The sequence below is a fragment of the Micromonospora sicca genome, from assembly GCF_003172935.1.
In the GTDB taxonomy this organism is placed as follows: domain Bacteria; phylum Actinomycetota; class Actinomycetes; order Mycobacteriales; family Micromonosporaceae; genus Micromonospora; species Micromonospora sicca.
In genome coordinates, this window is record NZ_QGKS01000346.1 from 58029 (window position 1) to 82066 (window position 24038).

Below are 24038 nucleotides of genomic sequence, written 5' to 3' on the forward strand. Positions count from 1 at the left end.
CATGAGAAGACGTACCCTCCTGGCCACCGGCATGGCCGGGCTGACCAGCGTGGCCGTCGGCCGACCCGCATTCGCCGGGCCCGCCAACCGGCAGCTGACCGTGGCACTGGTCCCGTTGGACGACCGGCCGGTCAACACCTACGCCCCGCAGATGACCGCAGCGAGCGCCGGCGCCCAGGTGCAGCTGCCGCCGCGGGAACTGCTGGGCCGCTTCTTCACCCCCGGCGACGGCGCGGCCATCGCCCGCTGGCTCGGCGCCACCGACGACGTCGACGGGTACGTGATCTCGGTCAGCATGCTCGCCTACGGCGGTTTGATCGCCTCACGCACCGCCGCCCCGACCCTGGCGGCCGCGCTGGAGAATTTGGCCGCGATCCGACACCTGCGCTCCACCCGGCCGGGGGCGGTGATCGAGGTGCACGACACCATCCAGCGGCTCGCCATCACCAGCACGGGCACCGACCTGGACAAGTACCGGGCGCTGCTGGTCGAGTGGGCCAAGCTCTACGACCAGGTGGTCAACCTCGGGCAGGAGGAGCTGCGGGCCCGTCTCGACGCCGTCCGGGCGCAGATTCCGGACCAGGTGGTCGAGGACTACCTCGCCGCGCGGGCCCGCAACCACCAGGTCAACCGGCTGATGGTCGAGTGGGTCGCCGACGGCACCATCACCCACCTCGTGCTCTCCGAAGACGACACCGCGCCGGTCGGCCTGGCCCGGGCGGAGCGGGTCGAGCTGGAGGAGCTGGTGGCCCAGCTCGGCGTCGGCGACCGGGTGGAGATCTTCCCCGGCGCCGACGAGGTCGACGCGCTGCTGGTCGCGCGGGTGGTCGCCGCGGGCACGGCGCCCAGCTACCGGGTGGAGTACGCCGGTGTCTCGGGCGAGGACTGGACCGCCCAGCTGGAGGGCATCCCGTTCGCGGAGAACATTCGTCGGCATGTGACCGCCGTGGGTGGACGGGTAGTGGACGGCGACGCGGACATCGTGCTCGCCGTGAACACCCCTTCGGCGGCGCCCGCGCAGCGGGCCGCGGACCTGGACGCCTTCGTCGGGCGGATCGGCGGGCTGCTGGCCGCCGGCACCCCGGTGATCGTGGTGGACCCGCTGATCGTGAACAAGGCGGACCACGAACTGGTCGCTCGGATGGAGGCCCGCCTGGACCTCACGGCGCTGCTGTCGTATTCGGGATGGAACACCGGGGGCAACGCACTCGGTCTGGCGCTCGGTCACGGCACCGCCCGCTGGGCCCACCTTCGCTCCTCCGGCAACGGGTACGGCGTGCCCGATCTGCGCGGGCCTGGCCAGGTGCACGCCGAGTACCTGCTCTACCGGTTCGTCAAGGACGACTCGTGGAAGAACGTGGTGCAGGTCGAGGCGTACGCGCACGCGCGGGCCCGGGGCTGGGACCCACTCGCGCTGACCCCCGAGCAGAAGAGCTACTTCGACGGCTGGGTACGCGACCGGCTGGTGCCGCTGACCGAGCGGTACTTCGCCGACCACTTCGCCGGACACCGCGTCGTGCTGGGCCGGCGGGGCGCAAAGACGTTCACCGCGACCCTGGCGCGCTTCGAGTCGGCCCGGGTCGAGCTGCCGTGGGACCGGCTCTTCGAGGTGATCCTGGAGCCCCGGCTGCAGCTGTCCTGACCGGACACCGGTCGCGCCGGCACGCACCTGCCTGCGCGACCGGCCAGGGTGCAGGCCACCCGGGCCGACGGCGGCAGCTTCAGCCCGCGCGGCCGAGGCCGCCACCGCCGGTCGCGCCCTCCTCCCGCGCCTCGGCGGCGACCGGCCCCCGCCGTCCCGCCTCGCGCAGATCGTCCAGCAGCAGGTCGATCAACCGCTCCTCCATCACCGCGCGCCCGGCACGGCGCATCACGTCGGACAACGTGGGGTCCCAGGGCGTCCGGGCGGGGGCGCCGAGCAGGGCCGTACCGGACACCGCCGCGGTCTCGTACTCGGTCGTGGTCATCCGCCATGGAACCGCCGTCGGGTAGCGCTCGAGGGCCGCGGCGGTCAGCCGTACGCCCGTCCAGTCGAGGTCGTTGCGCCACCGGATCATTGCGCCGTGCGCTGAGCGCAGCAGGGCGTGCACCGCCACCGAGGGCGTGCCTTCGGTGCAGAGCAGCGGCGGCGCCTGCGCGCCGAGCGCGGCGGTGGCGGCCCGAAGCACGGCCGGGTTCTCGCAGACGAAGATCTCGTCGCAGGTCAGCGTGAGCGGGGCGAGGCGGAGCTGGTGCAGGGTGATCCGCATCGGCACGCCCGCGTCCGCGGCCTCGGTCAGCCACCGTCCCAGCAGGCCGCCGCTGGCGGGCAGGTTGAGTACCAACACCTGGCTGGCGAGGTCGTCGGGGACCAGCCCCACGGATTCCCACAGAGCCCGTTCGGGCTCCCCGCCGGTGGGCACGGGCACCTGCTGCCAGGCGGCGAGGGCCCGCAGCACGAGCCCGCGCAGCGGACCCTCGGCAAGGGCCTTCGTGTCGTCGAGCACCCGGTCGGCAAAGACCGGGATCGGCTCGTCCGGCGCAGGCAGTGCGTCGAGCACTCGCAGTACGTCGCGGAACGGCAGCCCGGCCCGGATGGCGCGGGTGAGGGTGCCGTCGCGGCGTAGGCCGTCGAGCCAGTCGGCGTACCAGACGGCGGCGGCGTGCCGGCTCTCCCGGGCGAGGGTGAGCAGGCCGTCCCGAGCCCTTGCCTCGCGCTCCGCCTCGGCGGGCCGGTTGCGCAGCGGGACCGTCGCGGAGAGCAGGTCGAGCAGGCCCACCCCGTGGACCGCTCGAAGCTGGTCGTCCACGTCGGCGAGTCGCACGCTGAGCCGCGCCGACCCGGCGGACCGGTGGGCACCGGTGATCCCGATGATCACCACCCGTTCTTCGTCGTTGGGGGCGGTCAGGGTTACGGCGACGTCGAGTCGTCCACCGGTGCGCTCGAGGCTGCGCCGGGCGGCCGTCAGCAGCCGCCGCCAGCCCGGGTCGTCGGGCAGCCGCCGCCAGCCTGGGTCGGACTGGGCCGCCGGCCGGCTGGCGGGGTCGGCCTGGTCGGTTGGCGGCTGCGGGCGCACGCTCATTCGTCGGCAAGGTCGAGGACGAGCTCGGACAGGTCAACGGGGTCGGTGGTGCCCGGCGTGCGGCGGGTCTCCGGCGAGCCGAGCGCGCGGGCCAGCGTCCCGTCGAAGTCGGCGACGTTGACCGAGCCGTCCCACACGAGCAGCAGGGTGGAGACCGTGTGCTCGACTGTGGAGTGGGACAGGTCGTAGTGCGCCGCGCCGCTGACCGCCGGATGGGTGGCCCACAGGTCGTACCCGGTCATGAACAGGTCCAGGTCGAACTGCTTCGCCAGCGCCATCAGCTCGCCGCGGCCGGTGTCGTCCACCCCGGCGAACGCCTCGTCCAGGCCGAGCAGGCGGGGCGCGTTCGGCCGGGCCGAGCCGAACAGGGCGTTGGCGGCGGCGAACAGCGGCAGGTGCAGCGACACCGACTGTTCGCCACCGGAGAGCTGGCTGTGCCGGGCCCGGGTCAGGGCCTCGGTGCCGCCGCCGGGCCGGTGCAGGGTGAAGGCGAAGGTGCGCCACTGCCGGTAGTCGAGCACCTCACCCAGCAGTTCCCGGTACGGCCGCTCGGGGTGCATCGCCCGGGCCGCCTTGATCCGGGCGGCGAAGTGCCGGCGCATGGTGGTGAGCTGCGCCGGCCCCAGCCGGGCCGGATCCCGTTCCAGCAGCTTGCAGACCTCCCGCTGCTCAGCGTCGAGGTCGTCGGCGAGCCGCCAGCCGACGCCGACGGTGAGCCCGGAGGACATCCGGCGGGCCCGCATCTGGGTGTCCATCGCCCCCACCAGGTCACGGGCCTCGATGGTGCGGTGGTGGATCTGCCGGGCGAGCTGGCCGAGCAGCGCGTCCTCCAGCACCCGCTGCTCGGCATCGGTGAGCAGCTGTTCCTGGTCGCGTCGCTCGCGGGCGATCCGGTCGGCGAAGTGCGCCACCGGGGTGAGCCCCTGCTCGTCGACGACACGGACGACGATGACCCCGTCGTCGGTGTCCCACTCGGGCCGCTGGTCGAGCCCGGCCGCCGGCAGCTGCGCCTGCAGCTCGGTCAGCGCGGTGGTGAGGCGGGTGGCGCTCTGCTTGAGGGAGGTCTCGGTCGGACTGAGCTCCCGGGTGGCGGCGAGGATCGCCTCGTGCAGAGCGGTCACCTGCGGGTCCAGGTCCGAGCCGGGTCCGTCGTCGGTCGTCCGGGCCGGCCACCGCAGCTCCGTCGCGCAGCGCAGCAGCCCCAGCAGGTCCGGTCGGGCGTACGGGCGCAGCCGCAACGCGTCGTGGTGCGCCTCGGCCACCGCCGCGGCGACGGCCTGCTCGCTCAGCTCCACCCGGGTCACCGCGGCGGCCCGCCGCTGCTGGGCGGCACCCAGTTCGGTCCGGGCCCGCTCGACAGCGGCCTCCGCGTCGATGATCTCGTCGGCGGTACGCGCCACGTCGGCCAGCACCCGTTCCGCCTCGGCACCGACGCTGGCCCGCAGCGTCCGGTACGCCTCGGCCTTCTCCCGGTGCCGGTCGGTCGCGGTGTGCTCGGCATCCTCGGCGGCGGCGAGCCGCTCGACCGCCTCGTCGTGGCGCTGCTGCGCCTGCGCCTCCTGTTCGGCGGCGCGGGCGGCGGCTGGGCGGGCGCTCTCCAGCCGTACCCCCCGCTTCTCGAATCGGTCCACGGCGTCGGCGGTGGCGTCCAGGCGGTCCAGCGGGAGGGACCGCTCCGCGGTGACCCGGCGCAGCGCGGCGGCGGCCGCGGCCCGCTCGGCCAGCGCCTGGTCCAGGCGCACGTTCGCCGCGGCCCCGGACTCCTGCCGGGCCCGCAGCGTGACCGCCGCCCGGTCCAGTTCGCGCAGCGCGGTGTGGATCGGGGTGAGAGGCGGCAGCTGCCCGGCGGCGGCCGCCACGGCGGCCAGCAGCCGCTCGATCGCGGACCGCTCCTCGTCGAGGGTGCGCAGCTCGGCGTCCAGCGCGGCGCGCTGCCGGTCGCACTCGGCGATCCGGGCGGCGCGCCGGGCCGCCCGGGCGGTCGCGCCGATGTACTCGCAGCGGTCCTTGGCGAACCGGCCGACGCCGACGCCCTGGGCGTAACGACCGTCGACACCGACCGTCACCGCCGCGGTGGACTGTGCGTCGACCACGTCGGCCAACGCCACCGAGGCGAGGACGTCGCGGATCCGTTCGGCGGGCACCTCGTCCTGGTCTTCGCAGACCAGCACGTCGGCGAGGGTGGCGCCGGCCGGACGCCGGTCCGGTGGGAGGGGCAGCAGGTAGCCGTCCAGGTCGTCGCCGGCCAGCGCGTCCGCGGCGGCGTCCGGGTCCGGGTGCAGCCAGGCGTCCAGCAGGCCGGCGGCGTGCAGGGCCGCCTCGACGGCCGCGGCGTCGGCGCCGGGCACCGCCTCGGCGAAGCGGACCAGCCGCCACAGGGGTGCGCCGGGCCGGCCGGCGCGCGGGGCGGGACGGGTCACCGGGGTCGGCGGCGCGTCGTCCTGTTCGGCGGCGATCCGGTCCCGTTCCGCCGCGAGTTCGGCCCGGCGGTCGGCCAACGCCGTGCGGCCGGCGGTCAGCTCTGCGAGCCGGTCGCGATGCCGGGCGACGGCGGAAGCGGTGGCTTCGGCGTACACCTCCCGCAGGGTCGGGGCGCCGGGCTCGCCGGCGGCGTCGACGGCGGCGGCCAGCACGGCCGGCAGGTCCGGCCGGTCGAGGTGGGGCAGCAGTGCGTCGTTGTCCTGCGCCCACCGGCTGACGCTGGCGCGCACCCGCGTGCGGGCTTCCGCGAGGACGCTTTCGGCGCGCTGCTCAGCCTGCTCGGCCTCGGTGAGCGCGTCGGCGGCGCCGGCCGCGTCGGCGGCCGCCCGGGTGTGGTCACGTTCGGCCTGGGCGTGCCGGGCCGCCTGCTCGCGCACGGCGCGCACGTCGTCGCGGCGGGCGCCGGAGCGGGCGGCGAGCCGCGCGGGAAGTCCGTCCGTGCCGCCGTCGGCGGCGGTCCAGGCGATCCCGGCCGTCTCGGCGTCGAGCAGCAGCTCGGCGGCGAGGCGGTCGGCGGTCGCCCGCGCGTCGCGGGTCGCCACGGCGGCCCGTTCCCACTCGCCGCGCCGCCGCGCGGTGGCGTCCCGCTCGACGGCGACGGTACGGCGAGCCCGCTCGGCCGCGTCGGCCAGGTCGTGCACGTGCCGTTCCAAGTCGGCGAGCTGCTCGTGGGACTGGTAGGCCGCCGAGCTCTTCAGGCTGTCCAGGTGCGCGCGCAGGCGACCCGGTTCGCCTTCGACGGCCCGCAGCCGCGCGGTGGCCGCGGTCTCGGACTCGGCCGCCACGACGGCCTCCTGACGCGCGTCGGCCAACGCCGCGGACCGGCCGGTGACCGCGTCCCGGCGCCCGGTCAGCAGGTCGGCCGCCGCGCGAGCGTGGGTGCGCAGGTAGGTCGAGTAGACGGCGAGGAAGGCGGCGGTGGCGGCGTCCGCCGCGGCCAGCCCTTCGAGCGTACGGGCGACGGCCTCCATGTCGTCGAACGAGCGGGCGGCCTCCACAAGCAGGTGGTCCTCGACCGGCCGCAGCCCGCGCTGCAGGGTGCGGGAGAGTTCGACCGGGTTGAGGTCCTTGGCCAACTGCGGCTTGCGCAGCGTCAGCACCAGGTCGAGCAGCTGCTCGTAGCGGGCCGGGCCGAGGCCGAACAGCCGGGCGTCGACGAGATGCCGGTAGTCCTCCGGCGAGTCCCGCACCGCGTCGGCGCCGAGCTGGTCGATCAGGTCGCGCCGGGTCAGCGGCCGGTCGTCTGTGTCGAGCAGGGAGAAGTCCACGCCGATCCGGCCGTCGGTGACGAAGTGCCAGCGGGTCACCCGGTCGACGTGCCGGTGGGCGCGCAGTCCGATGCCGACCGTCACGTACGAGTCGCCGTCGCCGAACTCCATCCACACGTACGCGTGGGCCACCTCCTGCCCGCGGTAGAGCAGGTTCGACTTCATCGTCCGGTCCTCGCTGGCGAACGGGTTGAGCCGGCGCGGCTCGATCCGCCCGTCGAGCACGAACGGGAAGAGGACCTCCAGCGCCTTCGTCTTGCCGGAGCCGTTCGGCCCGCGCAGCACCAACCACCCGTCGACGAAGAGGAACTCCTCGTCGCGGTAGTCCCACAGGTTGATGATCCCGGCCCGGGTGGGCGCGAAGCGGCGGACGGCGCGTTGTTCGATCATGAAGGCTTCCAAGGTCAGAAGAGGGTCTCGGTGGCGGCCCGTTGCCGGACCGCGGCGACGGTGTGGCGGTAGCGGCCCACCAGCGGCTGGACCAGGACGCCGCCCGGCACGCGGATGACCGCGGCGAACCGTTCCAGCAACGCCACCGCCTCGGTACGCAGCCGCTCCGGGTCGGCGTGCCACTGGGCCCCGAACGCGGACCCGTACCGTCGCAGAATCTCCCCGACCGCGTCCCGCAGGAAGCTGTCGGTGATGAGGGGAAGGCGGCCCTCGCCGGTCGCGTCGACCGGGTCGTCCCCGGTCGGGGGCAGCGACACCGCGTCGTCGAGCAGCACCTGCGTGGCGGTTGGCAGGCCGGCGTCGAGCTGGTCGACCAGCGCGCGTTGCCGGGCGTGCGGGTCGGGCGGGGCGAGCCGCCGGACCCGGCGGCCGTCCGGGTCGAGGGCCCGGTCGGCCATCTCGACGGCGAGCAGCACGGCGGCCTGCGCCACCGAACCGGTGCCCGGGAACCGTTCGACGGTGAAGCCCGTGGTGTCCACCAGCAGCACGCCCTCGGCGCGTCGCTCCAGCCGAAGCCCGGTCAGCCGGACCAGGTCGGCGGCGAGCGCCGCGCCCCGCAGGTGGTTGGCGACCGCCGGCTCGACGTCGGTCAGATAAACCACCGGGCCCTCCACCACCGCCCGTCGGGCGACCTGGGCGGCCTGACGCCGCTCGGCGTTGCCGCTGCTGGCCATCGTCCGGTCCAGCAGCGCTGTCACCGACTCGACATGCTGCAGGACACGGGTCGGGCGGAACAGCGCGAGCACGACGTCCCGCGCCACGTCGTACAGCGCCTCACCCGCACCGGGGTCGCTGGCCCAGGCGGCGCTGGAACCGTCGGCGAGCCGGAGCACACCGCGCTCCTCCAGCCAGCCGACGGCGTCCACGAACGCCCGCCGGTCCGCGCCGTGGTCCGGGTCCAGCCCCAGGCCGGTGATCCGGTTCGCGTCGGCGGCCACCGAGTCCGCCAGCTCGCTGAGGGTGATCTGGATGCCGGCGCGGCCCAGCACCGCAAGGCACAACGCCAGGTACGCGTACCGCTGGCGGTCGAACGCGCGGCCGGTGCGCGACAGCGCCGGCTGGGTCGGATCCAACCGGTCCTTCGCCCGGACCAGCCGTGCCGTGGCGCCGTGCAACTCCAGCCGGTAGCCGAACGCCTCGGACAGGTCCCGGCGCAGGGTCGCCGCGAACCGCCGGACCCGTGGCAGCGCCCGCTCGTCCGGCCAGGTCGCCGTAATCAGCGGGTGGCGCAGCACCAGCCGGACGGCGCGCTGGTAGTCGGCCAGTTCCAGGTCGCTGATGTCGGCGGCGAACCGGTGACGGGTCGGTTCGGTCATGCCGAGACCAGCTCCGGGCGGCGGACCGCGGTGTGCGTCGCGGCGGTCACGCTCAGCGCATACCCGTCGAGGTGGAGACGGCCGGCGGTGGTGGCCATCGTGGTGAACCGACCCGGCGTCGGGGTGAGGGTGAGCCGGACGCCGTGCGCGGCCGCGGCCAGCGGCGCCGGCGCGGCGCCGCCGACCCGGGCGGCGAGCGCGATGTCGAGCAGGCGCAGCAGGACGCCGGTCTGCGCCTCGTCCAGCCGGTGTCCGGCGAGGCCCTCCTCCGTCAGGACGGTCGCCGCGGCGGCGAGTTGGCGCTCCCGAGCCAGCTGGTCGGCGCGCAGCCGGTGCCGGCGGTCGTCGCCGCGGTCGACCCGGGCCGGCCGGCCGCGGCCCTGGCCGGGTGCCCGGCCGGTCGCCACCAGGGTGCGCGACAGTTCGACCGCCGGCGCCTCCCACCACGACAGCCGGGTCGCGATGGCCTCCGGGTCCGGATGGGTCACTGCCACGTGCCGCGGACCGCCCAGGCCGAACGCGACGTCGAAGAGCGCGTGGGAGGCCTCCTGCGACCCGGCCCGGGTGAACCAGGTGGCCAGGTGGCGCAGTTGCGACTCGCGGCTCACCCCGCCGCGGCGGGCCTCGGTCACCCGGCGCAGCAGCGCCAGCACGTCGCCGATCGCGGCGATGGTGGCGTCGGCGAGCCGGTCGGCTTCGCTGGCCTCCGCCATCCCCGGCGGCGCCAGCCACGACCGCAGCCCGCGCCAGCGACGCCGCCAGTCCTCCAGCCGCTCCACCGGCGTGTGGAAGAGCCGCTCGTCGGCCTCGGCCGCCGCCTCGATGAGACGGTCCAGGCCGGTCGCCTCCACCTCGTGCACCGCCGCCCGCAGGCGCGGCGTGAAGCGCTGCAGTTCGTCGTGGAAGTCTCGCAGGTGGGCCAGCAGGGCGTCCTTGTGGGTGAGGAACGCCTCCGGGCGTACGTCGTTTGTGCGGCTCAGGTCGCCCAGCATGTGGTAGAAGCGGGCGGCCCGCTCGGCGATGTCAGCCAGCGCCCGGTCGAGCCGGTTGAGTTTGCGGTAGACCTCCTCGGCGTCTCCCGCCTCGTTGGCCGCGGCCAGCGCCGTCAGGTCGGCGAGCAGGTCGGCGAAGACCAGGCGGGACAGGGTGGTGTCGTCCATCGTCGCCGTGAGCACGGCCTCCACCGCCCGGTGGGCCCGGTAACCGGCCTCGGTGAACTGGTAGACGGAGTGCCGGTTGCGGTATTCCGCGAGGGTGGTCGCCCGGGTGGCGTCCTGGCCCCGGTCGAGGATCCCCCACTCCACGAGCGCGTCGAGCAGCCGGGGCAGCTCCAGCTCGGCCGGGTCTGGGCAGTCTGGGCTGGCCTGGTGCAATGCTTCCATCGCCGCGGCCACGTCGGCGGTGTGCAGCATTACGTGATAGCTGGAGCGCGCCGAGTCGAAGGCGCGTAGCAGCCAGAGGTAGGCGAACCGGTTCTCCGCGGTGACGTAGCCGAACAGGCGCATCCGGTCGTCCAGCCCGAACTCGTCCAGGCCGAAGGTGTGCCTCGACGGCTGTGCGGTCATCGTCGTCCTTCCAGGCGGGCTGAGTTCCGGGTCGGACCAGCCTACCGACGCGCGCTGACACGCCCAACGTACGGCCGACGAGTGTCGGACGCCGCTGCGGTCAGCCGGGACGCTCTCCGCTCAACGCCGCAGCGTGCGGGCGCAGGGGCCGTCGTGGTCGGCGCGGAGCAGGCAGCGCCGGCCGCCGGGCATCAGCAGGTCGCAGAAGACCCGATGGCGTACGTTCTGGTCGTCCTCGGCGGAGACGGTGGTCTCGCCTGGGTCGGTCTGCGGCAGGACGAGCAGCCAACGGCCGACCACCCGGGCCAGGCGCTGCGCGGCGGGCAGGTCGTTCGCGACGACCGGCAGGTGGATGACGTACCGCTGGGCCACCGCTCGTTTCCCCGGGCGTCGCGGGCGCGGGCCTGGTCGGACTGCCAGCGGCGCAGCGCGTCCTTGATGACGCGGCCACCGCGCTCGAGGACGAGAACGAGGTGTTCCGAACGGTCCTGGACACCTACCTCGAAGGACTACGTTCCACAGTCTCAGCAGCGCCGCACCGCCGCTGAGGGACGTCTGGTGACTCGCCGATCGATCGCCGCCGGGTCCGTCATTCCGCCCGCGGTCAGCCAGTCGACCGTTGCATGATCCAGATGGTCAGCGGCTCGGCGGTCACCACGAGCGCCACCTCCGAGCCGGCACAGCGGTACACCTCGACGTTGGCCGGGTTGCTGGTTTCCAGGATCGCCGGCACGCCCTCCGCCGCGGCGCGGCGCAATCCGGCCCCCATGACGGCGTGGCCCCGGCGACGACCGGCTGGTCGGGATGGGTGCCCAGGACGCCGAGGTACCAGAACGGGGGGGTCGGTGGTGCACCTGGCCGGCGACGGCGCGCAGCTCGCGGGTGCTCACCGCCGACGTGCGCCTCGCCTCCACCATCGGCTACGGCCCGGACCCGCATCCGGCCGCCACAAACCCTCGACCGGCTCACAACTGGCTGATCAGCCCGGGCCGCCCCAAGTCCTCACCGCCACGTCAACGTCGGTTCGCGCGAGCGGCGGCCGTACGTTCTCTCAGTGGCCGGTTGGCGGAATCGCGGAAGGTTTGTCCGCCTGCTTGGCCTTCTTTGCCGCCCGCTTTTCCTTCAAAGTCATGGCTGGCTTCTTCATACTGCTCTTCTGGGGAGACTTGTCGGACATATCGACCCTTCCCACACACAACGTCAGGATGGCGGTCCGCGGTGGCGACTGCCAGCCGCGATCCGCCGGACGAAACCATGGACAAAAAGGCGATGCCCGCCGGTTGGCCACCCTGAGCCAAGAAACATGATCAGACGACCACGTCCCCTAGCCTAGTCCTCCAACAGCACGTTGTGACCGTGGTCCGAGCGCCGGCCGACCGCCGCCGGGCCAGGGAACGGCTCGGATCACGCCCCGACTCTGCTGCCCAACCGGACAAAGGAGCTGCCGGATGTCCTTTGCCGGCCTATCCCCCGGCCATCGCTCCGAGGATGATGAACGGTTCCTCGCCGGCGACGACCCGCTCGGGCAGTGGCGCGTCGGGCGACTCGTTGGACAGGTCCTCCTCGCACGCGTAGAAGCGGACGAACGCGCGGCGCTTGCCGCTGTGGCGGTCGCGGATCGTGCCGAGCAGCATCGGATATCGCGCCTCGAGGGTGTCCAACACCAGGCGCTGGGTGACCGGCCCGGCATGCGGACCGGTCACCTCGAGCGTTACCGGGCCGGTGACATGCGCCAGGTTCTTCAGGTGGGCCGGGAGGACGACCCGGATCACGGCAGCACCTGGGCTTCCACGGAGAGCACGGCCGGCAGGTCCCGTACGATCGGCGCCCAGCTGTCGCCTCCGTCGGCCGAGTGGTAGACCTGGCCACCGGTGGTGCCGAAGTAGATCCCGCACGGGTCGAGCGTGTCCACCGCCATCGCGTCCCGGTACACGTTGACGTAGCAGTCGGACTGCGGCAGACCCTTGGTCAACGGCTCCCAGTCGTCGCCACCGGTGCGGCTGCGGTAGACGCGCAGCTTGCCCTCCGGCGGGTAGTGCTCGGAGTCGCTCTTGATCGGCACGACGTAGATGGTCTCCGGCTCGTGCGCGTGCACCGCGATCGGGAACCCGAAGTCCGACGGCAGGTTGCCGCTGACCTCGCGCCAGTTCGCACCGGCGTCGTCGCTGCGCAGCACGTCCCAGTGCTTCTGCATGAACAGGGTGTCCGGCCGGGACGGGTGCTGCGTGATGTGGTGCACGCAGTGGCCGACCTCGGAGTCCTGGTCGGGGATCTCCCCGGAGCGCAGACCCTTGTTGATCGGCAGCCAGCTGGCGCCGGCGTCGTCGCTGCGGAACGCGCCCGCCGCCGAGATGGCGACGTAGATCCGGTCCTTGTTCACCGGGTCCAGGATGATCGTGTGCAGGCACATCCCGCCGGCGCCGGGCTGCCACGACGGTCCGGTCGGGTGGGTACGAAGGGCGGTGAGCTCCGTCCACTTCTGACCGCCGTCGGTGGTGACGTAGAGGGCGGCGTCCTCCGCACCCGCGTACACCGTGTCGGGGTCGTCGCGGGACGGCTCGAGGTGCCAGATGCGCTTGAACTCCCACGGGCGTGGGGTCCCGTCGTACCACAGGTGCTCGCCGACCTCACCCGTGTAGGCGAAGTCATTGCCGACGGTGGTCCAGTTTCTGCCGCCATCGTCCGAGCGCTGGATCAGCTGCCCGAACCAGCCACCGGACTGGGACGCGTAGAGCCGGTTCGGGTCGGCCGGCGACCCGGTCAGGTGGTAGATCTCCCAGCCGCCGAAATGCGGTCCCTCGACCGTCCAGTCGCCGCGCCTGCCGTCCGACGTCAACGTGAACGCGCCCTTGCGCGTGCCTACCAGCACCCGTACGCCACTCATACCCTCATCCTTTCCACTCGTTTCCCTTGGGTAGACCGTCCACCACGCCGATACTCATCGGTCTCCGTCAGTCGTACTCCCCAGGTACGACGAATCGACGTCTCCGGCCTGTCGGAGGGGCCAGCTAGCGTCCCGCACATGACTGGCCCTGGGGACGTCCCACCCGAGATCCTCCACCGGCTCCGGCCCGTCTGCCTCGGGCTGCCGGAGACCTACGAGGAGCCGGCGTGGGTGGGAACGCGCTGGCGGATCCGCAAACGCACGTTCGCCCATGTGCTCACGGTCGACCCCGACCACCAGGCGGCCTACGCCCGAGCTGCCGCGACCGACCAGCCGATCTGCGTGCTGACGTTCCGGTCGCCCGGCGACGAGATCGCCGGGCTGATCGCCAGCGGCCACCCGTTCTTCAAGCCGGGCTGGGGCGCCGACGTCGTTGGCATGGTGCTCGACGACGGGGTCGACTGGGACGAGGTCGCCGAGCTGCTCACGGAAAGCTACTGCGTCCTGGCGCCGAAGCGGCTGGCCGCCCTGGTCGACCGGCCGATCGGTCTCGAGTAGCCGAACTCCGGGCGTCCGACGCCCACGGGTCGCCAGCATCATCGGTTACCGCCGTAGGCTCTCCATGTCTCACGTCGCCACGCCGTCGACAACGGTGCTCGGCATCACGCTAGCCCTCGGTGTAGACGAGGTCCATGGTGTCGGTGTGTCCCGACCAGTGGAGTTCGAGGTGCCAGCAGCCCGCCCGCGGCAGGTCGATGATCGATGGGCCGGGGCCGCCGGCAACCTCCCGGGTCACCCGCGTGTCGGTTCCGTCCAGCGTCGCGGTGATCGCCAGGGTGGCGGGCGACGCCGGGTCGGACGACGTCGCCGCCGGCTTGGCGACCCAGAGGATCTTGTTGCTGGGCCCCTCGTCCCGGCCCAGCGCCAGCGGGTGACCGAACAGCACCGCGACGATGGCCCCCTTCGCGCCGAAGACGTGCGGGATCCGGGCCTCCCCACTGAACCCGCCGTCCGCCCAGTCAGGCAGGACACCCGTCTCGACGCGTGAGCCGCAGCCTGTCGCGGCGCTCGCCGGCGGATTCGCCGGGGCCGTGGTGGCCGCAGCGCCGACCGGCGTGGCCGACCGCCCGGTGGTCGTGCAGGCCGCCAACAGGACCGCCGAACCCAGCAACACCCTGCTGCCCCATGAACCCATCTCGCGCCCTCCGGACAAACGCCGCGCCCGCCGATGACTCGTGCCTCGCACCATCAGGACACCGGTCGGGCCCTCCGAGTTCCCCACCCGATCTGCCGGCCCGACTGTCACCCCGAGCGATCGCCGTCCCGCCCTCAATTCAGCGAGTTGGCGATCTCGATCGCCTCGGCCTTGGTGAGGTCACCTTCAAGCCGGTAGCTCACGCCCGCCTCCTCCCAGATCAGGGTCGAGGCGGCGAGCCGCGCGGTCTCCACGTGGACCGTGCCCGCACGATCCACGTAGGCCAGCGCGTGCGGGCCGCCGATCCAGACCGCGAAGCCACCGTCGACCTGGACCCAGTCCACTCCCGGCCCGGCGGCCTGCTTCTGGAAGACCGGGTCGAGGCGACCGTCGAAGGCATCGAGGCGCAGCGCACCCCCGCGGTAGAGCAGGGTGACCACCCGGTAGGCGCCGGTGCCATCGACGTCGGCGACCAGCACCTGCTCGGGCGGGCCCAGCTTCGCCGGGAGGCGGATCGGGAAGCGGAGCATCCCCTGCGCCTCGTGGAGGGAGGCGGGCCGCTGCGACGGCAGCGGCGACGGGCTGCCGGTGGGCGGGACCGGCGCCGACGACGTGTCGATGATGATTCCGGAGAAGCGCAGCAGCCCCGCCACGGCGTCGGCGAGGGCGGCCCGCCCCGGTGGCAGCACCGCGACGAGCAGGGCGACGAGCGCCGCGGCGAGGTAGTAGCGCCACCGGCGTCGCCTCCGCGCGGGCGCGGCCAGTCGGGCGCGTACGCCGTCGGCCACGTCGGGCGCGTCGGGTGTGGCCAGCCACGCGGCGAGGTCGCGCAACTCCCGTTCGAGGTCATCCACGGCGCACCTCCTCGCGGTCGAGCAGGCCGCGGAGCTTTGCCAGCGCTCGGGACGTCCGCGACTTCACCGTGCCTCTGGGCCAGCCCAGCATCGTCACGGTCTCCTCCTCGCTGAGGTCAAGGAGGAAGCGGCACACGATCACCTCACGGTCCTTCTCCGGCAGCAGCCGCAGGGCCCGCACCAGCGTGGCCCGGCGCTCGGCGGCGAGCACGCCGCCCACCGCGCCGTCCTCGGCGATCTCCGACTCCGGGTTCGCCGCCGCGGCCCGCAGGACGAGTCCGTCGCGGCGGCTGCGTGAGCGGTGCAGGTTGCGGGTCTCGTTGGCGACGATCGCGAGGAGCCACGAGCGAAAGGACGACTCTCCCCGATAGCGGGACAGGTTGCGGTATCCCTTCACGAACGCCTCCTGGATGACGTCCTCCGCATCCGAACCCGCGCCGAGCAGCACCGCCGTCCGGTAGGCGGACGCGGTGTGCCGGGCGACCAGGAGGTCGTACGCCCCCAGGTCACCGTCCCGAGCGCGGGTGACGAGCGCTTCGTCGTCCAGTGAAACCTCCGGTGGGATCACCCTCATGACACCGCCCGCACGGTGTGGGTTCCAGGCGCGGGGTGGAACCTCGGCGGGTGTGGCGGTGTCACCGGGGCATGATGACCACGACAAGCATCTCGCGTCGCACGGTTCTGAGCGTGCTCGCCGGTGCGGGCGCCGCAGCGTTGGTCGGCTGCGATCCAGCTCGGCGCCCGAACCAGGCCCGCGCCGTCGCGATCCCCGACGCACTGCTGGTCGAGGTCGACGACGGGTTTGGCGTACTGCGTGGTGCGGACCGGCAGACCATCCCGCGTTCTCTCGCCACCGCCGGCGGGCGGGCGATCTACGCGACCGCACCCGAGGGCGCCGACACCGCCTTCTGGCGGATCGACACCGCCACGGGCGGCATCTCCGCTCGGGTCAAGCTGCCCGGACGCTGGGTGCCGCAGGCCGTCTCGGCCAGCGGTACGACGGTGGCGCTCACGTCGAACGAGGCAAATGCCACCAGGGGGCGCCCGGAGGGGCGGGACGTGACCCCCGTGCTGATCGCCGACGTCACCGGCGTCCAGCACCGGCTGGAGTTGCGGGGCAATTTCGTGCCGGAGACGTTCACCGGAGATCTGGCCGGGCTCTTCGTCCTCGAGTGGCTCCCGGCGACGGCACCGGACCGCTACCGGGTCCGCGTCGTCGAATTCGCCACCAGGACGCCCGGCCCGCTCTACACCCGTACCAAGACGCCGGTGCCGCCCGGCGCCGAGGAGGAGATGCGCGGCGACGGGCGGCAGGCTGTGCTCGCGCCGGATCGCACCATCCTCTACACGCTCTACACCCACCAGCCGGACCACCAGCACACCCGCAACCTGGTCAGCGGGCGGCCGGGCAACGTGCACGCGTTCGTTCACACGCTGAGCGTCAACGAGCGCTGGGCGTACTGCATCGACCTGCCGCATCCGTTCGGTCAGGCGGCCGCGAACGGCCACGCCATGACGATCAGCCCGGACGGAGGTCGGCTCTTCGTCGCCGATGCCACGTCGGGCACCGTCGCCGAGATCGACACCGGGGAGCTGACCGTACGCCGGACAGCCCCGCAGCTCCGGGGCGCCGGGACCGCACACGCCGCGGCCGATAATGACCGCCTCTTCATCGGCGCCGGTACGGCGGTACGGGCGATGGATCTCACGCGCCTCGGCCGCACGGCTGACTGGCGGGTCCGTGAACCCGTGTCCGGCCTTGTGTTGAGCCGCGACGGCAGACGCCTCTACGTGGGCCAGAACGATGGCGTGAGCTGGCACGATCCCGGCACCGGCACCCAGCTGGGCCGCGTCGCTGTCCCCGGTCTCGTCGGCGTGCAGGGCCTGGCCGGCCACGCCTGACCGTGCGGATGCAGCTCTGGCCCGTCACACCTGCACGTACGCACGTCGTGCGGGTCAGGCCCATTCGCCCTCGAAGAGCGGGGCGATCGGACGTTCCCGACGCCCGATCCGCAGGTCCCCGAAGATCGTGCTCCGGTCCGCTCGCTCGACCTCCGCGTCCAGGTCGATGTGCAGCTCCTCGGAGGCGTCGTGGGCCGCGCCGATCAGCAGGATCTCGGTCCCGGGGTGGTCGAGAAAGCCGGGCGGGTCGAGCGGGGCGAAGCGTCGACCGTGGAACGTCTTCTGCAGTGGAGCGGGCAGCTTGACCTTTTGGGAACCACGCAGACCGACGCCCGGTGGGGAGGGCGCCTGCGGGTTCTTCACCGTGATGATGTAACTCGCCTCCGACTCGATGCCGAGGTCGTGCTGCGCCTCGCCGGGCCGGGTCGGCAGTTCGAGTTCGTACGCGAGATGGGTGTGGTCGTCATGCCGCGCGATCACGTAGGCGCCCTCCGCGGCGGGCCGGGCCGGGGGCTGCTCCCGTTCGGCGCGGGTCCTCGTGGCGTACCTGCGTGCCTGCAGTGCCTCGTGCAACTGCTCGGGCCGGTCCACCACCTCGTCGACGAACGCCCAGAACCGGTTGTGCTCGTCGATGTCGGGCAGCCGTTTACGCCCGACCACGAGCAGCCGCAGGTGCCGCCCCTGCCACGGGTGCATCACCACCAACAGTCGCTGCACCTCGTCCAGGGAGTCGACGTGCTCCTGCTCGACGCGCGGACGGTAGAGGAAGTAGATGTCCCCGTCCTCAAGCAGCTCAGCCATTCGCTCCGGGTACCCGAAACGACCGGCGACCAACGCCTGCCCCGACCAGCGCCGCCCGGGCCATCGCGGCGGACCGGGCCCGTTCGCTCGCACTCCCTTTCGGGCAACGCTGGTGGGCGATCCCGGGCGACCCGCCGCCGGGCCAGGCGACGGCTCGGATCACGCCCCGACTCCGCGGCCAACCGGATAGAGGAGCTGCCGGATGACCGCTGGCAGCTCGGCTTCCAGGTCCTCGAGTTCTTCGGCGCTCACGGCCTCGCGCAGGGTGGTCAGTACCGCGCGGGCCCCGTCAGCGGCCCGCTGGTCATCCATTCCCGTGCGCACCCGTACCTCGTTGAGGAACTCCACGAGGTCGAGGTGTTCGGCGAAGTCCACTTCCTTGTGCAGGTACCCGCGGAACTCCTCGGGGAGCTGCGTGGCCAGGTCGCGGGCCTCGCCGCCACTGATCCGTTCCGCCAGTGTCGTGAGCGTGGCTCGGATGACGGTCTCCGCCTCCGCCGCCGGCATTCCCGCCCGCTTCCCCACCGCTTCCAGAAACTCGGCGTGGTTCACGCGTTCTCCTTCCGGACTGTGCGTCGCGCTCCGTCAGGCGGCGGCGGCCCGACCCATCTCGGCGAGGATCCCGGTGGCCTGACCGAGCTCGATCAGGTAGCCGTCCGGGTCCCGCAGGTAGCACCGGATCTCGACGCCGTGATCCTTCGGCTCGGTCAGGAACTCGCCACCCCGTGACCGCCACTGCTCATAGACCGCCCGGACGTCGGTGACCCGGATGTTCATCGCGCTGCTGAGCGTGTGCGAATCCGGCGGTGCCTGTGCTCGTACGTCCGGCTTGTCGTCGGTCGGACCGCCCTCGCTGTTGATCACGAGGTAGCTGTTGTGGAACCGCAAGATCGCCGGCTGGCGTTCCCGCACCACCGTCGCTCCCAGCACCCGTCGGTAGAACTCCCGTGAACGGTCCACATCCCGCACGATCAGCAGGTGAGTGAGCACCAGTCCACCCTCGGGCTGGAAGTAGTCGGGCGCCTCGGTCGCCATCACGCCTCCCCCAGAGTTCAGGCGGCAGGGGGCTACCCGCTCGCGGCGCCGGCACACCTGCCGTCGGGCGGGTGCCGGCGATGCCGTCCGCCCTGGCCAGGGCCAACGTGACAACGACGACAAGATCCTGCTCTCGCCCGTCACGGCCGCGGACCGGTGCCTCGGCCCGCGGCCGGTCCCGGGTCAGCCCACGGCCGGGGCCGGTGCGGTGACCCGGCGGCGGATCAGGGCCGCCGCGCCGCCGAGCACGGCCACACCGGCGCCGAGCAGCAGGACCGCGTCGGCGCCGTGGGCCGAGAAGCCGGCGGTCTGGCCGGCCGGCAGCAGGCTGGAGGCCACGGTGATGCTGGCGGCGACGCCGAGGGCGGACCCGACGTAGCGGGCGGTGTTGTTGGCGCCGGAGCCCATCGCGACCCGGTCCAGGGGGACGCTCGTGATGGCGAGCCGGGCGAGTGCCGCGTTGAGCAGGCCACTGCCCGCCCCGGAGATGAGCAGGCCGGGGATGGTGCGGACCCAGGAATGCGCATCGGCATAGCCGACCATGGCCAGGTAGCCGGCGGCGGTCAGGGCGAAGCCGAGGACGAGTTGCCGGGTGGGCGCGAAGCGCGTGCCGTGGTGGCGCATCTGGTTGCTGACCACGAACGAGGCCCCCGCCCAGAGGAAGGCCAGGCCGGCGGTGCCCAGCGCGCTCATGCCGACCAACCGCTGCACCAAAGTGGGCAGGACGGTGCTCGGGCCGATCGCGGCGAGCCCGGTGAAGAACGCGCCGATGGTGGCGATCCGGAAGTCCGGCCGGCGGAACAGGGCGAGGTCGAGCATCGGCGCCCGGCCGCGGGCCTCGATCGCCACGAAGGCGGCGAGCAGCAGCGCCCCGAGCACCAGGGGGATCAGCACCGCGGGCCGCAGCCAGCCGGTGCGTCCGGCGGTGACGGCGATGAGCAGCAGCGACAGGCCCGCGGCGAGGGTCAGTACCCCGGATACGTCGATGTGGGCCGGACGCTCGGCGCGGGACTCGGCGAGCAGCCGGCCGCTGAGCACGGCCAGCACCGCGGCCAGCGCCGCGAGCACCAGGTGGGACCAGCGCCAACTGCCGAGACCGGTCAGGACGGCCGAGGTCAGCGGTCCGAGGGCGATGCCGGCGCCGAGCATCGACGCCCAGCGGGCCGTGGCGTGGGACCGTCCATGGTTGGTGTGGAAGGCGTGCCCGAGCAGGCCGAGCCCGGCGGCGAGGATCGCGGCGCTGGCCACCCCCTGCAGCACGCGGGCGGCGACGAAGGTGCCGGCGTTGGGGGCGACGGCGGCGCCGAGGGTACTGACGGCGAGCAGCGCGAGGCCGGCCCGGAATATCCGACGGCGTCCGAAATCGTCGCCGAGGCTGCCCGCCACCAGCAGGGTGGCCGCGAGCCCGAGGGTGATCGCGTTGATCAACCAGGTCTGGGTGGTGATGCCCGCCCCGAGGCTCCGCGCGGTCTGCGGCAGCACGGCCACCGGTGCGGTGTAGTTCATGAGAACGAGCAGGGTCGCGGCACAGACCGCGAACAGGGCCCGGGAGCCCGAGCGGGTGGCGTCCGGGACCGGAGCGGCGGACGGTGCGGTGACGCCGGCGGGTGTCGACATTCGGGAGCCTCTCAGTTCGGTGAACGAACCGAGACTAGCAGGGAAGGTTCATTGAATGAACCGACCGGGTGTAGGATCACCGCATGGCACTGGGGAAGAACTACGAAGGGCAGAACTGCTCCCTGGCCAGGGCGCTGGAACTGGTCGGCGAGCGGTGGACGCTGCTCGTCGTCCGCGACGCCTTCTACGGCGTACGCCGCTACGGCGACTTCCTCGCCCACCTGGACATCCCCCGGGCCGTGCTCGCCGACCGGCTCGCCACCCTCGTCGAGGCGGGCATCCTCCAGCGCCACCGCTATCAGAGCTCCCCGCCCCGGGACGAATACCTACTCACCGACCGGGGCACCGAACTCTGGTCGGTGATCCTCCCGCTGGCGCGCTGGGGCGAGCGGCATTTCGCCACCGGCGAGCCGCTGCGGACCTTCCGGCACGCCGCGTGCGGCACCGAACTCGACCCGGCCAGCCGCTGCCCGGCGTGCGGTCACGTCGACGTGCCACCCGGCGACGTCGAGGCCCACACCGGGCCGGGCGTCCCGGCCCAGCCGCGCCAGGACCCGATCAGCGTCGCGCTGCGCCAACGCCCACACCGGCTCCTCCAACCGCTGCTCTGAGCCGGCCCGGCCGTGGGCTGTCGAGACGCGGTCGCCGGGGCCGCGATGGGCCAATCGATCCTTTCGGCACCTCTGTGCTCGCTGGCGAGGGATTGGAAGTGTTGGGCGGTGGCCGCGAACTCGGCGTGAAGGCCGGCGGCGGCTTGACGACGCCCGGCTGGCGTGCCACAGTTCTAGAACTGTTATAGAACTGTGGAGGTACGCATGCGGGAACTTCTCGTGGCCGTCGGCCGTCCGGAGGTGAGCAGCTCGGTCATGCGCGAGCCGGCCGACCTCGGGCGCTTCGGCGAGTACGGCGGCCGGTTCGTCCCGGAGTCGCTGATCCCGGCGTGCGAGGCGGTCGAGGCGGCGTTCCGCGAGGCGTGGGCCGATCCCCGGTTCCGCGGACAGCTCGACCGGCTCCTGACCGTCTACGCCGGCCGGCCGACCCCGATGACGCCGGCGTGGAACCTCTCCGCCGAACTCGGGATCACGCTGCTGCTCAAGCGCGAGGATCTGGCGCACACCGGCTCCCACAAGATCAACAATGTACTCGGGCAGGCCCTGCTCGCGCGTCGGATGGGCAAGACCCGGCTGATCGCCGAGACCGGCGCCGGCCAGCACGGCGTCGCCACCGCGACCGCCGCCGCCCTGCTCGGCATGGACTGCACCGTCTACATGGGCGCGGAGGACACCGAGCGCCAGGAACTCAACGTGTTCCGGATGAAGATGCTCGGCGCCGAGGTCGTCGCAGTGCACAGCGGCAGCCGTACGCTCAAGGACGCCTGCAACGAGGCCATGCGCCAGTGGGTGGCCCGGGTCGACGACACCTACTACTGCGTGGGGTCGGTGATGGGCCCGCACCCGTACCCGTGGATGGTGCGGGAATTCCAGCGCGTCATCGGCGACGAGGCGCGGACGCAGACGGCGACCGAGCTGACCGCTGGCGTACCCGATTACGTGGTGGCCTGCGTCGGCGGCGGCTCCAACGCGGCCGGCACGTTCGCCGGCTTCGCCGACACCGATGCCCGGCTGATCGGCGTCGAGGCGGCCGGCGGGGCCGCGATGACCGACGGGGCGCCGGGGATCGTGCACGGCTACCGCTCGAAGGTGCTGCAGGACGCGAACGGCCAGATCGCCGAGGCGCACTCGATCTCGGCCGGCCTCGACTACCCGGGCATCGGCCCGGAGCACGCCCACCTGGGCGACATCGGGCGCGCCCGCTACGTCACCGTCACCGACGACGAGGTGCTCGACGCCGTCCGACGGCTGGCCCGGGCCGAGGGCATCCTCTGCGCGCTCGAATCGGCGCACGCGGTGGCGTGGGTGATGCGCACGGCCGGGAGCGACGAACTGCCGCCCGGCGCGACCGTCGTGCTGACGCTGTCCGGCCGGGGCGACAAGGACATGGCGACCCTGATGGAGCGTGCGCAGTGAGCCGCCTGGAAACGACCCTCCGGGCCGCCCGGGACGCCGGGGGCAAGCTGCTCGTCCCGTACGTCACCGGCGGCATCACGGCCGACTGGACCGACCATCTGCTGGCGTACCAGGAGGCGGGGGCGGACGCGATCGAGGTCGGGCTGCCGTTCTCCGACCCGATGCTCGACGGCGTGACCATCCAGCAGGCGTCCGACCGGGCCCTCGAGCAGCGCGTGACGCCGGACCGGATCCTTTCCGACCTGGCCGCCGTCCGGGACCGCGTACGCGTGCCGCTCGTCGCGATGACGTACGCCAACCTGGTCGTACGCCTGGGTTACACCGAGTTCTGCCGGCGGCTCGCCGATGCCGGGGTGTCCGGGCTGATCGTGCCGGACGTGCCGCTGGACGAACTCGGCGGCCTGGACGACGCGGCCGCGGCGGCCGGCGTCGACCTGGTCCTGCTGGTGGCGCCGTCGACGACGCCGGAGCGGCTGGACGACATCTGCGCCCGCAGCCGCGGCTTCATCTACGCGGTCAGCGTCATGGGCACCACCGGCGAGCGCGCCGACCTGGCCGCGACCGCGACCGCGCTGGCCGCGTCGGTCACCGCGCGCACCGACCGGCCGGTGCTGATCGGCTTCGGCGTCTCGACCGCGGCGCACGCGGTCGCGGCGGCGGCGACGGCGGACGGGGTGGTGGTCGCCTCGGCGCTGATGCGTAGGGTGCTGGACGGAGCCACTCCGGAGGAGGTCGCCGTCGACCTCGCCGCGATCCGGGCCGGGCTCGACACCGTGGCGACCGGGACGTCGACCGGTTCCACGGCCGGGCGAGTGGAGCAGCATGGATATGCGAGAGCGGCGCGCGCCTAAGTACATGGCGATCGCCGCCGATCTGGGGCAGCGGATCCGGGCCGGCGAGTACGCCGCCGGGTCCGCCCTGCCGTCGCAGCGCGACCTGAGCACGTCGTACGGCGTCACGCTGGCCACGCTGCGGCAGGCGTTGCGGGTGCTTGAGGACGAGGGGCTGCTCAGCCAGCAGCCGGGGCGGGGCACGTTCGTGGCCGAGCCGCGGGCGGCGTACCGGCTGGACTCGCTGCGCAGCCTGGCCGACGACCTGGTGGCGCAGGGGCAGACGGTCAGCACCGAGATCATCGACCAGAGCCTCGGCGCCGCCCCGGACTGGGTGGTCGAACGGATCGGGGCCGGGGTGGCGCTGCGCCTGGAACGCGTACGCCTGCTGGCCGGGCGGCGCGCCGTGCACCAGGTGTCGTGGGTGCCCGACCCGACCGGCGCCCGGATCGCCGAGACCGACTTCAGCGCGGTCTCGCTGTACGCCGCGATCGCCAGCACCGGGCTCGTGGTGCACCGCGCGACCGAGACGCTCCGGCCCGGCCTGCTCGACGATCCGGCCGCCGAGCTGCTCCGGCAACCGGCCGGCACGCCGGTGTTCGTCTCCGACCGCACGACGTACGTCCTCGACGAATCCCCCGTCGTCTTCGACCGGGCCACGATCCTCGGCACGGTCATGGAGATCCGGACCGAACGCGTCGCCACCGGGCTGTCGCTGCGGTGGAGCCGGCTGAAGCACTAGGCTGTGTCT

General features: G+C 73.1%; 21 protein-coding genes and 1 pseudogene. 7 read left to right on the forward strand and 15 right to left on the reverse strand.

What is annotated here, in order from left to right:
* Position 1 precedes the first annotated feature (1 nt).
* The gene (locus DKT69_RS28255; protein ID WP_109804516.1) at positions 2-1642 is read left to right on the forward strand and encodes a DUF4127 family protein; all 1641 of its coding nucleotides are present in this window, start codon (positions 2-4) and stop codon (positions 1640-1642) included.
* Between the two features lie 79 nt (positions 1643-1721).
* Here DKT69_RS28255 and DKT69_RS28260 read toward each other — a convergent pair whose 3' ends face one another.
* From DKT69_RS28260 to DKT69_RS28295, 8 genes and pseudogenes are all read right to left on the reverse strand, one after another.
* Positions 1722-3062, reverse strand: a complete 1341-nt coding sequence (locus DKT69_RS28260; protein WP_109804517.1) for a TIGR02679 family protein — start codon at positions 3060-3062, stop codon at positions 1722-1724.
* Positions 3059-7201: a TIGR02680 family protein gene (locus DKT69_RS28265; RefSeq protein ID WP_109804551.1), complete on the reverse strand. Its 4143-nt coding sequence runs from the start codon at positions 7199-7201 to the stop codon at positions 3059-3061. The genes DKT69_RS28260 and DKT69_RS28265 overlap by 4 nt, the downstream gene beginning before the upstream one ends.
* A gap of 14 nt (positions 7202-7215) precedes the next feature.
* The gene (locus tag DKT69_RS28270) at positions 7216-8577 is read right to left on the reverse strand and encodes a DUF2398 family protein (protein WP_109804518.1); all 1362 of its coding nucleotides are present in this window, start codon (positions 8575-8577) and stop codon (positions 7216-7218) included.
* The gene (locus DKT69_RS28275; RefSeq protein ID WP_109804519.1) at positions 8574-10142 is read right to left on the reverse strand and encodes a TIGR02677 family protein; all 1569 of its coding nucleotides are present in this window, start codon (positions 10140-10142) and stop codon (positions 8574-8576) included. Before DKT69_RS28275 ends, DKT69_RS28270 begins: the two co-directional genes overlap by 4 nt.
* A gap of 120 nt (positions 10143-10262) precedes the next feature.
* Positions 10263-10514, reverse strand: a complete 252-nt coding sequence (locus DKT69_RS28280; RefSeq protein ID WP_109804520.1) for a hypothetical protein — start codon at positions 10512-10514, stop codon at positions 10263-10265.
* 232 nt (positions 10515-10746) lie between these two features.
* Positions 10747-10994 (reverse strand): annotated as a pseudogene (locus DKT69_RS28285) (N-acetyltransferase); the annotation flags it as partial.
* Positions 10995-11605: 611 nt separating this feature from the next.
* Positions 11606-11914, reverse strand: a complete 309-nt coding sequence (locus DKT69_RS28290; protein ID WP_109804521.1) for a MoaD/ThiS family protein — start codon at positions 11912-11914, stop codon at positions 11606-11608.
* The gene (locus DKT69_RS28295; RefSeq protein WP_109804522.1) at positions 11911-13026 is read right to left on the reverse strand and encodes a WD40/YVTN/BNR-like repeat-containing protein; all 1116 of its coding nucleotides are present in this window, start codon (positions 13024-13026) and stop codon (positions 11911-11913) included. Before DKT69_RS28295 ends, DKT69_RS28290 begins: the two co-directional genes overlap by 4 nt.
* Positions 13027-13164: 138 nt before the next feature.
* On the opposite strand from DKT69_RS28295, the gene DKT69_RS28300 reads away from it, so the two are divergent.
* The gene (locus DKT69_RS28300) at positions 13165-13584 is read left to right on the forward strand and encodes an MmcQ/YjbR family DNA-binding protein (protein WP_109804523.1); all 420 of its coding nucleotides are present in this window, start codon (positions 13165-13167) and stop codon (positions 13582-13584) included.
* A 109-nt stretch (positions 13585-13693) separates the two neighbouring features.
* Here the strand turns inward: DKT69_RS28300 and DKT69_RS28305 are convergent, their stop codons facing one another.
* The 3 genes from DKT69_RS28305 to DKT69_RS28315 all read right to left on the reverse strand — a co-directional run bounded on the left by DKT69_RS28305 (position 13694) and on the right by DKT69_RS28315 (position 15649).
* Positions 13694-14221, reverse strand: a complete 528-nt coding sequence (locus tag DKT69_RS28305) for a hypothetical protein (RefSeq protein ID WP_109804524.1) — start codon at positions 14219-14221, stop codon at positions 13694-13696.
* A gap of 134 nt (positions 14222-14355) precedes the next feature.
* Positions 14356-15075, reverse strand: a complete 720-nt coding sequence (locus tag DKT69_RS28310; protein WP_109804525.1) for a hypothetical protein — start codon at positions 15073-15075, stop codon at positions 14356-14358.
* Positions 15068-15649: an RNA polymerase sigma factor gene (locus tag DKT69_RS28315; RefSeq protein WP_109804526.1), complete on the reverse strand. Its 582-nt coding sequence runs from the start codon at positions 15647-15649 to the stop codon at positions 15068-15070. Before DKT69_RS28315 ends, DKT69_RS28310 begins: the two co-directional genes overlap by 8 nt.
* 113 nt (positions 15650-15762) lie before the next feature.
* On the opposite strand from DKT69_RS28315, the gene DKT69_RS28320 reads away from it, so the two are divergent.
* Positions 15763-16977: a YncE family protein gene (locus DKT69_RS28320; protein ID WP_236648406.1), complete on the forward strand. Its 1215-nt coding sequence runs from the start codon at positions 15763-15765 to the stop codon at positions 16975-16977.
* A gap of 54 nt (positions 16978-17031) precedes the next feature.
* Here DKT69_RS28320 and DKT69_RS28325 read toward each other — a convergent pair whose 3' ends face one another.
* The 4 genes from DKT69_RS28325 to DKT69_RS28340 all read right to left on the reverse strand — a co-directional run bounded on the left by DKT69_RS28325 (position 17032) and on the right by DKT69_RS28340 (position 20430).
* Positions 17032-17778, reverse strand: a complete 747-nt coding sequence (locus tag DKT69_RS28325) for a hypothetical protein (protein ID WP_109804527.1) — start codon at positions 17776-17778, stop codon at positions 17032-17034.
* Between the two features lie 159 nt (positions 17779-17937).
* Positions 17938-18330, reverse strand: a complete 393-nt coding sequence (locus DKT69_RS28330) for a DUF2267 domain-containing protein (RefSeq protein WP_109804528.1) — start codon at positions 18328-18330, stop codon at positions 17938-17940.
* Between the two features lie 33 nt (positions 18331-18363).
* Positions 18364-18813: a VOC family protein gene (locus DKT69_RS28335; protein ID WP_109804529.1), complete on the reverse strand. Its 450-nt coding sequence runs from the start codon at positions 18811-18813 to the stop codon at positions 18364-18366.
* Between the two features lie 183 nt (positions 18814-18996).
* A complete protein-coding gene (locus DKT69_RS28340) occupies positions 18997-20430 on the reverse strand; it encodes an MFS transporter (protein WP_109804530.1) in 1434 nt (477 codons plus the stop codon).
* An 83-nt stretch (positions 20431-20513) separates the two neighbouring features.
* On the opposite strand from DKT69_RS28340, the gene DKT69_RS28345 reads away from it, so the two are divergent.
* The 4 genes from DKT69_RS28345 to DKT69_RS28360 all read left to right on the forward strand — a co-directional run bounded on the left by DKT69_RS28345 (position 20514) and on the right by DKT69_RS28360 (position 24029).
* The gene (locus tag DKT69_RS28345; protein ID WP_109804531.1) at positions 20514-21041 is read left to right on the forward strand and encodes a winged helix-turn-helix transcriptional regulator; all 528 of its coding nucleotides are present in this window, start codon (positions 20514-20516) and stop codon (positions 21039-21041) included.
* Positions 21042-21296: 255 nt separating this feature from the next.
* A complete protein-coding gene (gene trpB / locus DKT69_RS28350; protein WP_236648411.1) occupies positions 21297-22457 on the forward strand; it encodes a tryptophan synthase subunit beta in 1161 nt (386 codons plus the stop codon).
* Positions 22454-23308, forward strand: a complete 855-nt coding sequence (trpA, locus tag DKT69_RS28355) for a tryptophan synthase subunit alpha (RefSeq protein ID WP_109804533.1) — start codon at positions 22454-22456, stop codon at positions 23306-23308. The genes trpB and trpA overlap by 4 nt, the downstream gene beginning before the upstream one ends.
* Positions 23286-24029 (forward strand): GntR family transcriptional regulator, encoded by a 744-nt coding sequence (locus tag DKT69_RS28360; RefSeq protein WP_109804534.1) that lies wholly within the window; start codon positions 23286-23288, stop codon positions 24027-24029. Before trpA ends, DKT69_RS28360 begins: the two co-directional genes overlap by 23 nt.
* Positions 24030-24038 lie beyond the last annotated feature (9 nt).

Bases quoted from the DNA above. Each gene is read 5' to 3' on its own strand.
- DKT69_RS28295 (WP_109804522.1), bottom strand. From the start codon at position 13,026: ATGAGTGGCGTACGGGTGCTGGTAGGCACGCGCAAGGGCGCGTTCACG.
- DKT69_RS28260 (WP_109804517.1), bottom strand. From the start codon at position 3,062: ATGAGCGTGCGCCCGCAGCCGCCAACCGACCAGGCCGACCCCGCCAGC.
- DKT69_RS28255 (WP_109804516.1), top strand. From the start codon at position 2: ATGAGAAGACGTACCCTCCTGGCCACCGGCATGGCCGGGCTGACCAGC.
- DKT69_RS28275 (WP_109804519.1), bottom strand. From the start codon at position 10,142: ATGACCGCACAGCCGTCGAGGCACACCTTCGGCCTGGACGAGTTCGGG.
- DKT69_RS28265 (WP_109804551.1), bottom strand. From the start codon at position 7,201: ATGATCGAACAACGCGCCGTCCGCCGCTTCGCGCCCACCCGGGCCGGG.
- DKT69_RS28335 (WP_109804529.1), bottom strand. From the start codon at position 18,813: ATGGCGACCGAGGCGCCCGACTACTTCCAGCCCGAGGGTGGACTGGTG.
- trpB (WP_236648411.1), top strand. From the start codon at position 21,297: ATGCGCGAGCCGGCCGACCTCGGGCGCTTCGGCGAGTACGGCGGCCGG.
- DKT69_RS28305 (WP_109804524.1), bottom strand. From the start codon at position 14,221: ATGGGTTCATGGGGCAGCAGGGTGTTGCTGGGTTCGGCGGTCCTGTTG.
- DKT69_RS28340 (WP_109804530.1), bottom strand. From the start codon at position 20,430: ATGTCGACACCCGCCGGCGTCACCGCACCGTCCGCCGCTCCGGTCCCG.
- DKT69_RS28325 (WP_109804527.1), bottom strand. From the start codon at position 17,778: ATGGCTGAGCTGCTTGAGGACGGGGACATCTACTTCCTCTACCGTCCG.
- DKT69_RS28315 (WP_109804526.1), bottom strand. From the start codon at position 15,649: ATGAGGGTGATCCCACCGGAGGTTTCACTGGACGACGAAGCGCTCGTC.
- DKT69_RS28360 (WP_109804534.1), top strand. From the start codon at position 23,286: ATGCGAGAGCGGCGCGCGCCTAAGTACATGGCGATCGCCGCCGATCTG.
- DKT69_RS28300 (WP_109804523.1), top strand. From the start codon at position 13,165: ATGACTGGCCCTGGGGACGTCCCACCCGAGATCCTCCACCGGCTCCGG.
- DKT69_RS28345 (WP_109804531.1), top strand. From the start codon at position 20,514: ATGGCACTGGGGAAGAACTACGAAGGGCAGAACTGCTCCCTGGCCAGG.
- DKT69_RS28270 (WP_109804518.1), bottom strand. From the start codon at position 8,577: ATGACCGAACCGACCCGTCACCGGTTCGCCGCCGACATCAGCGACCTG.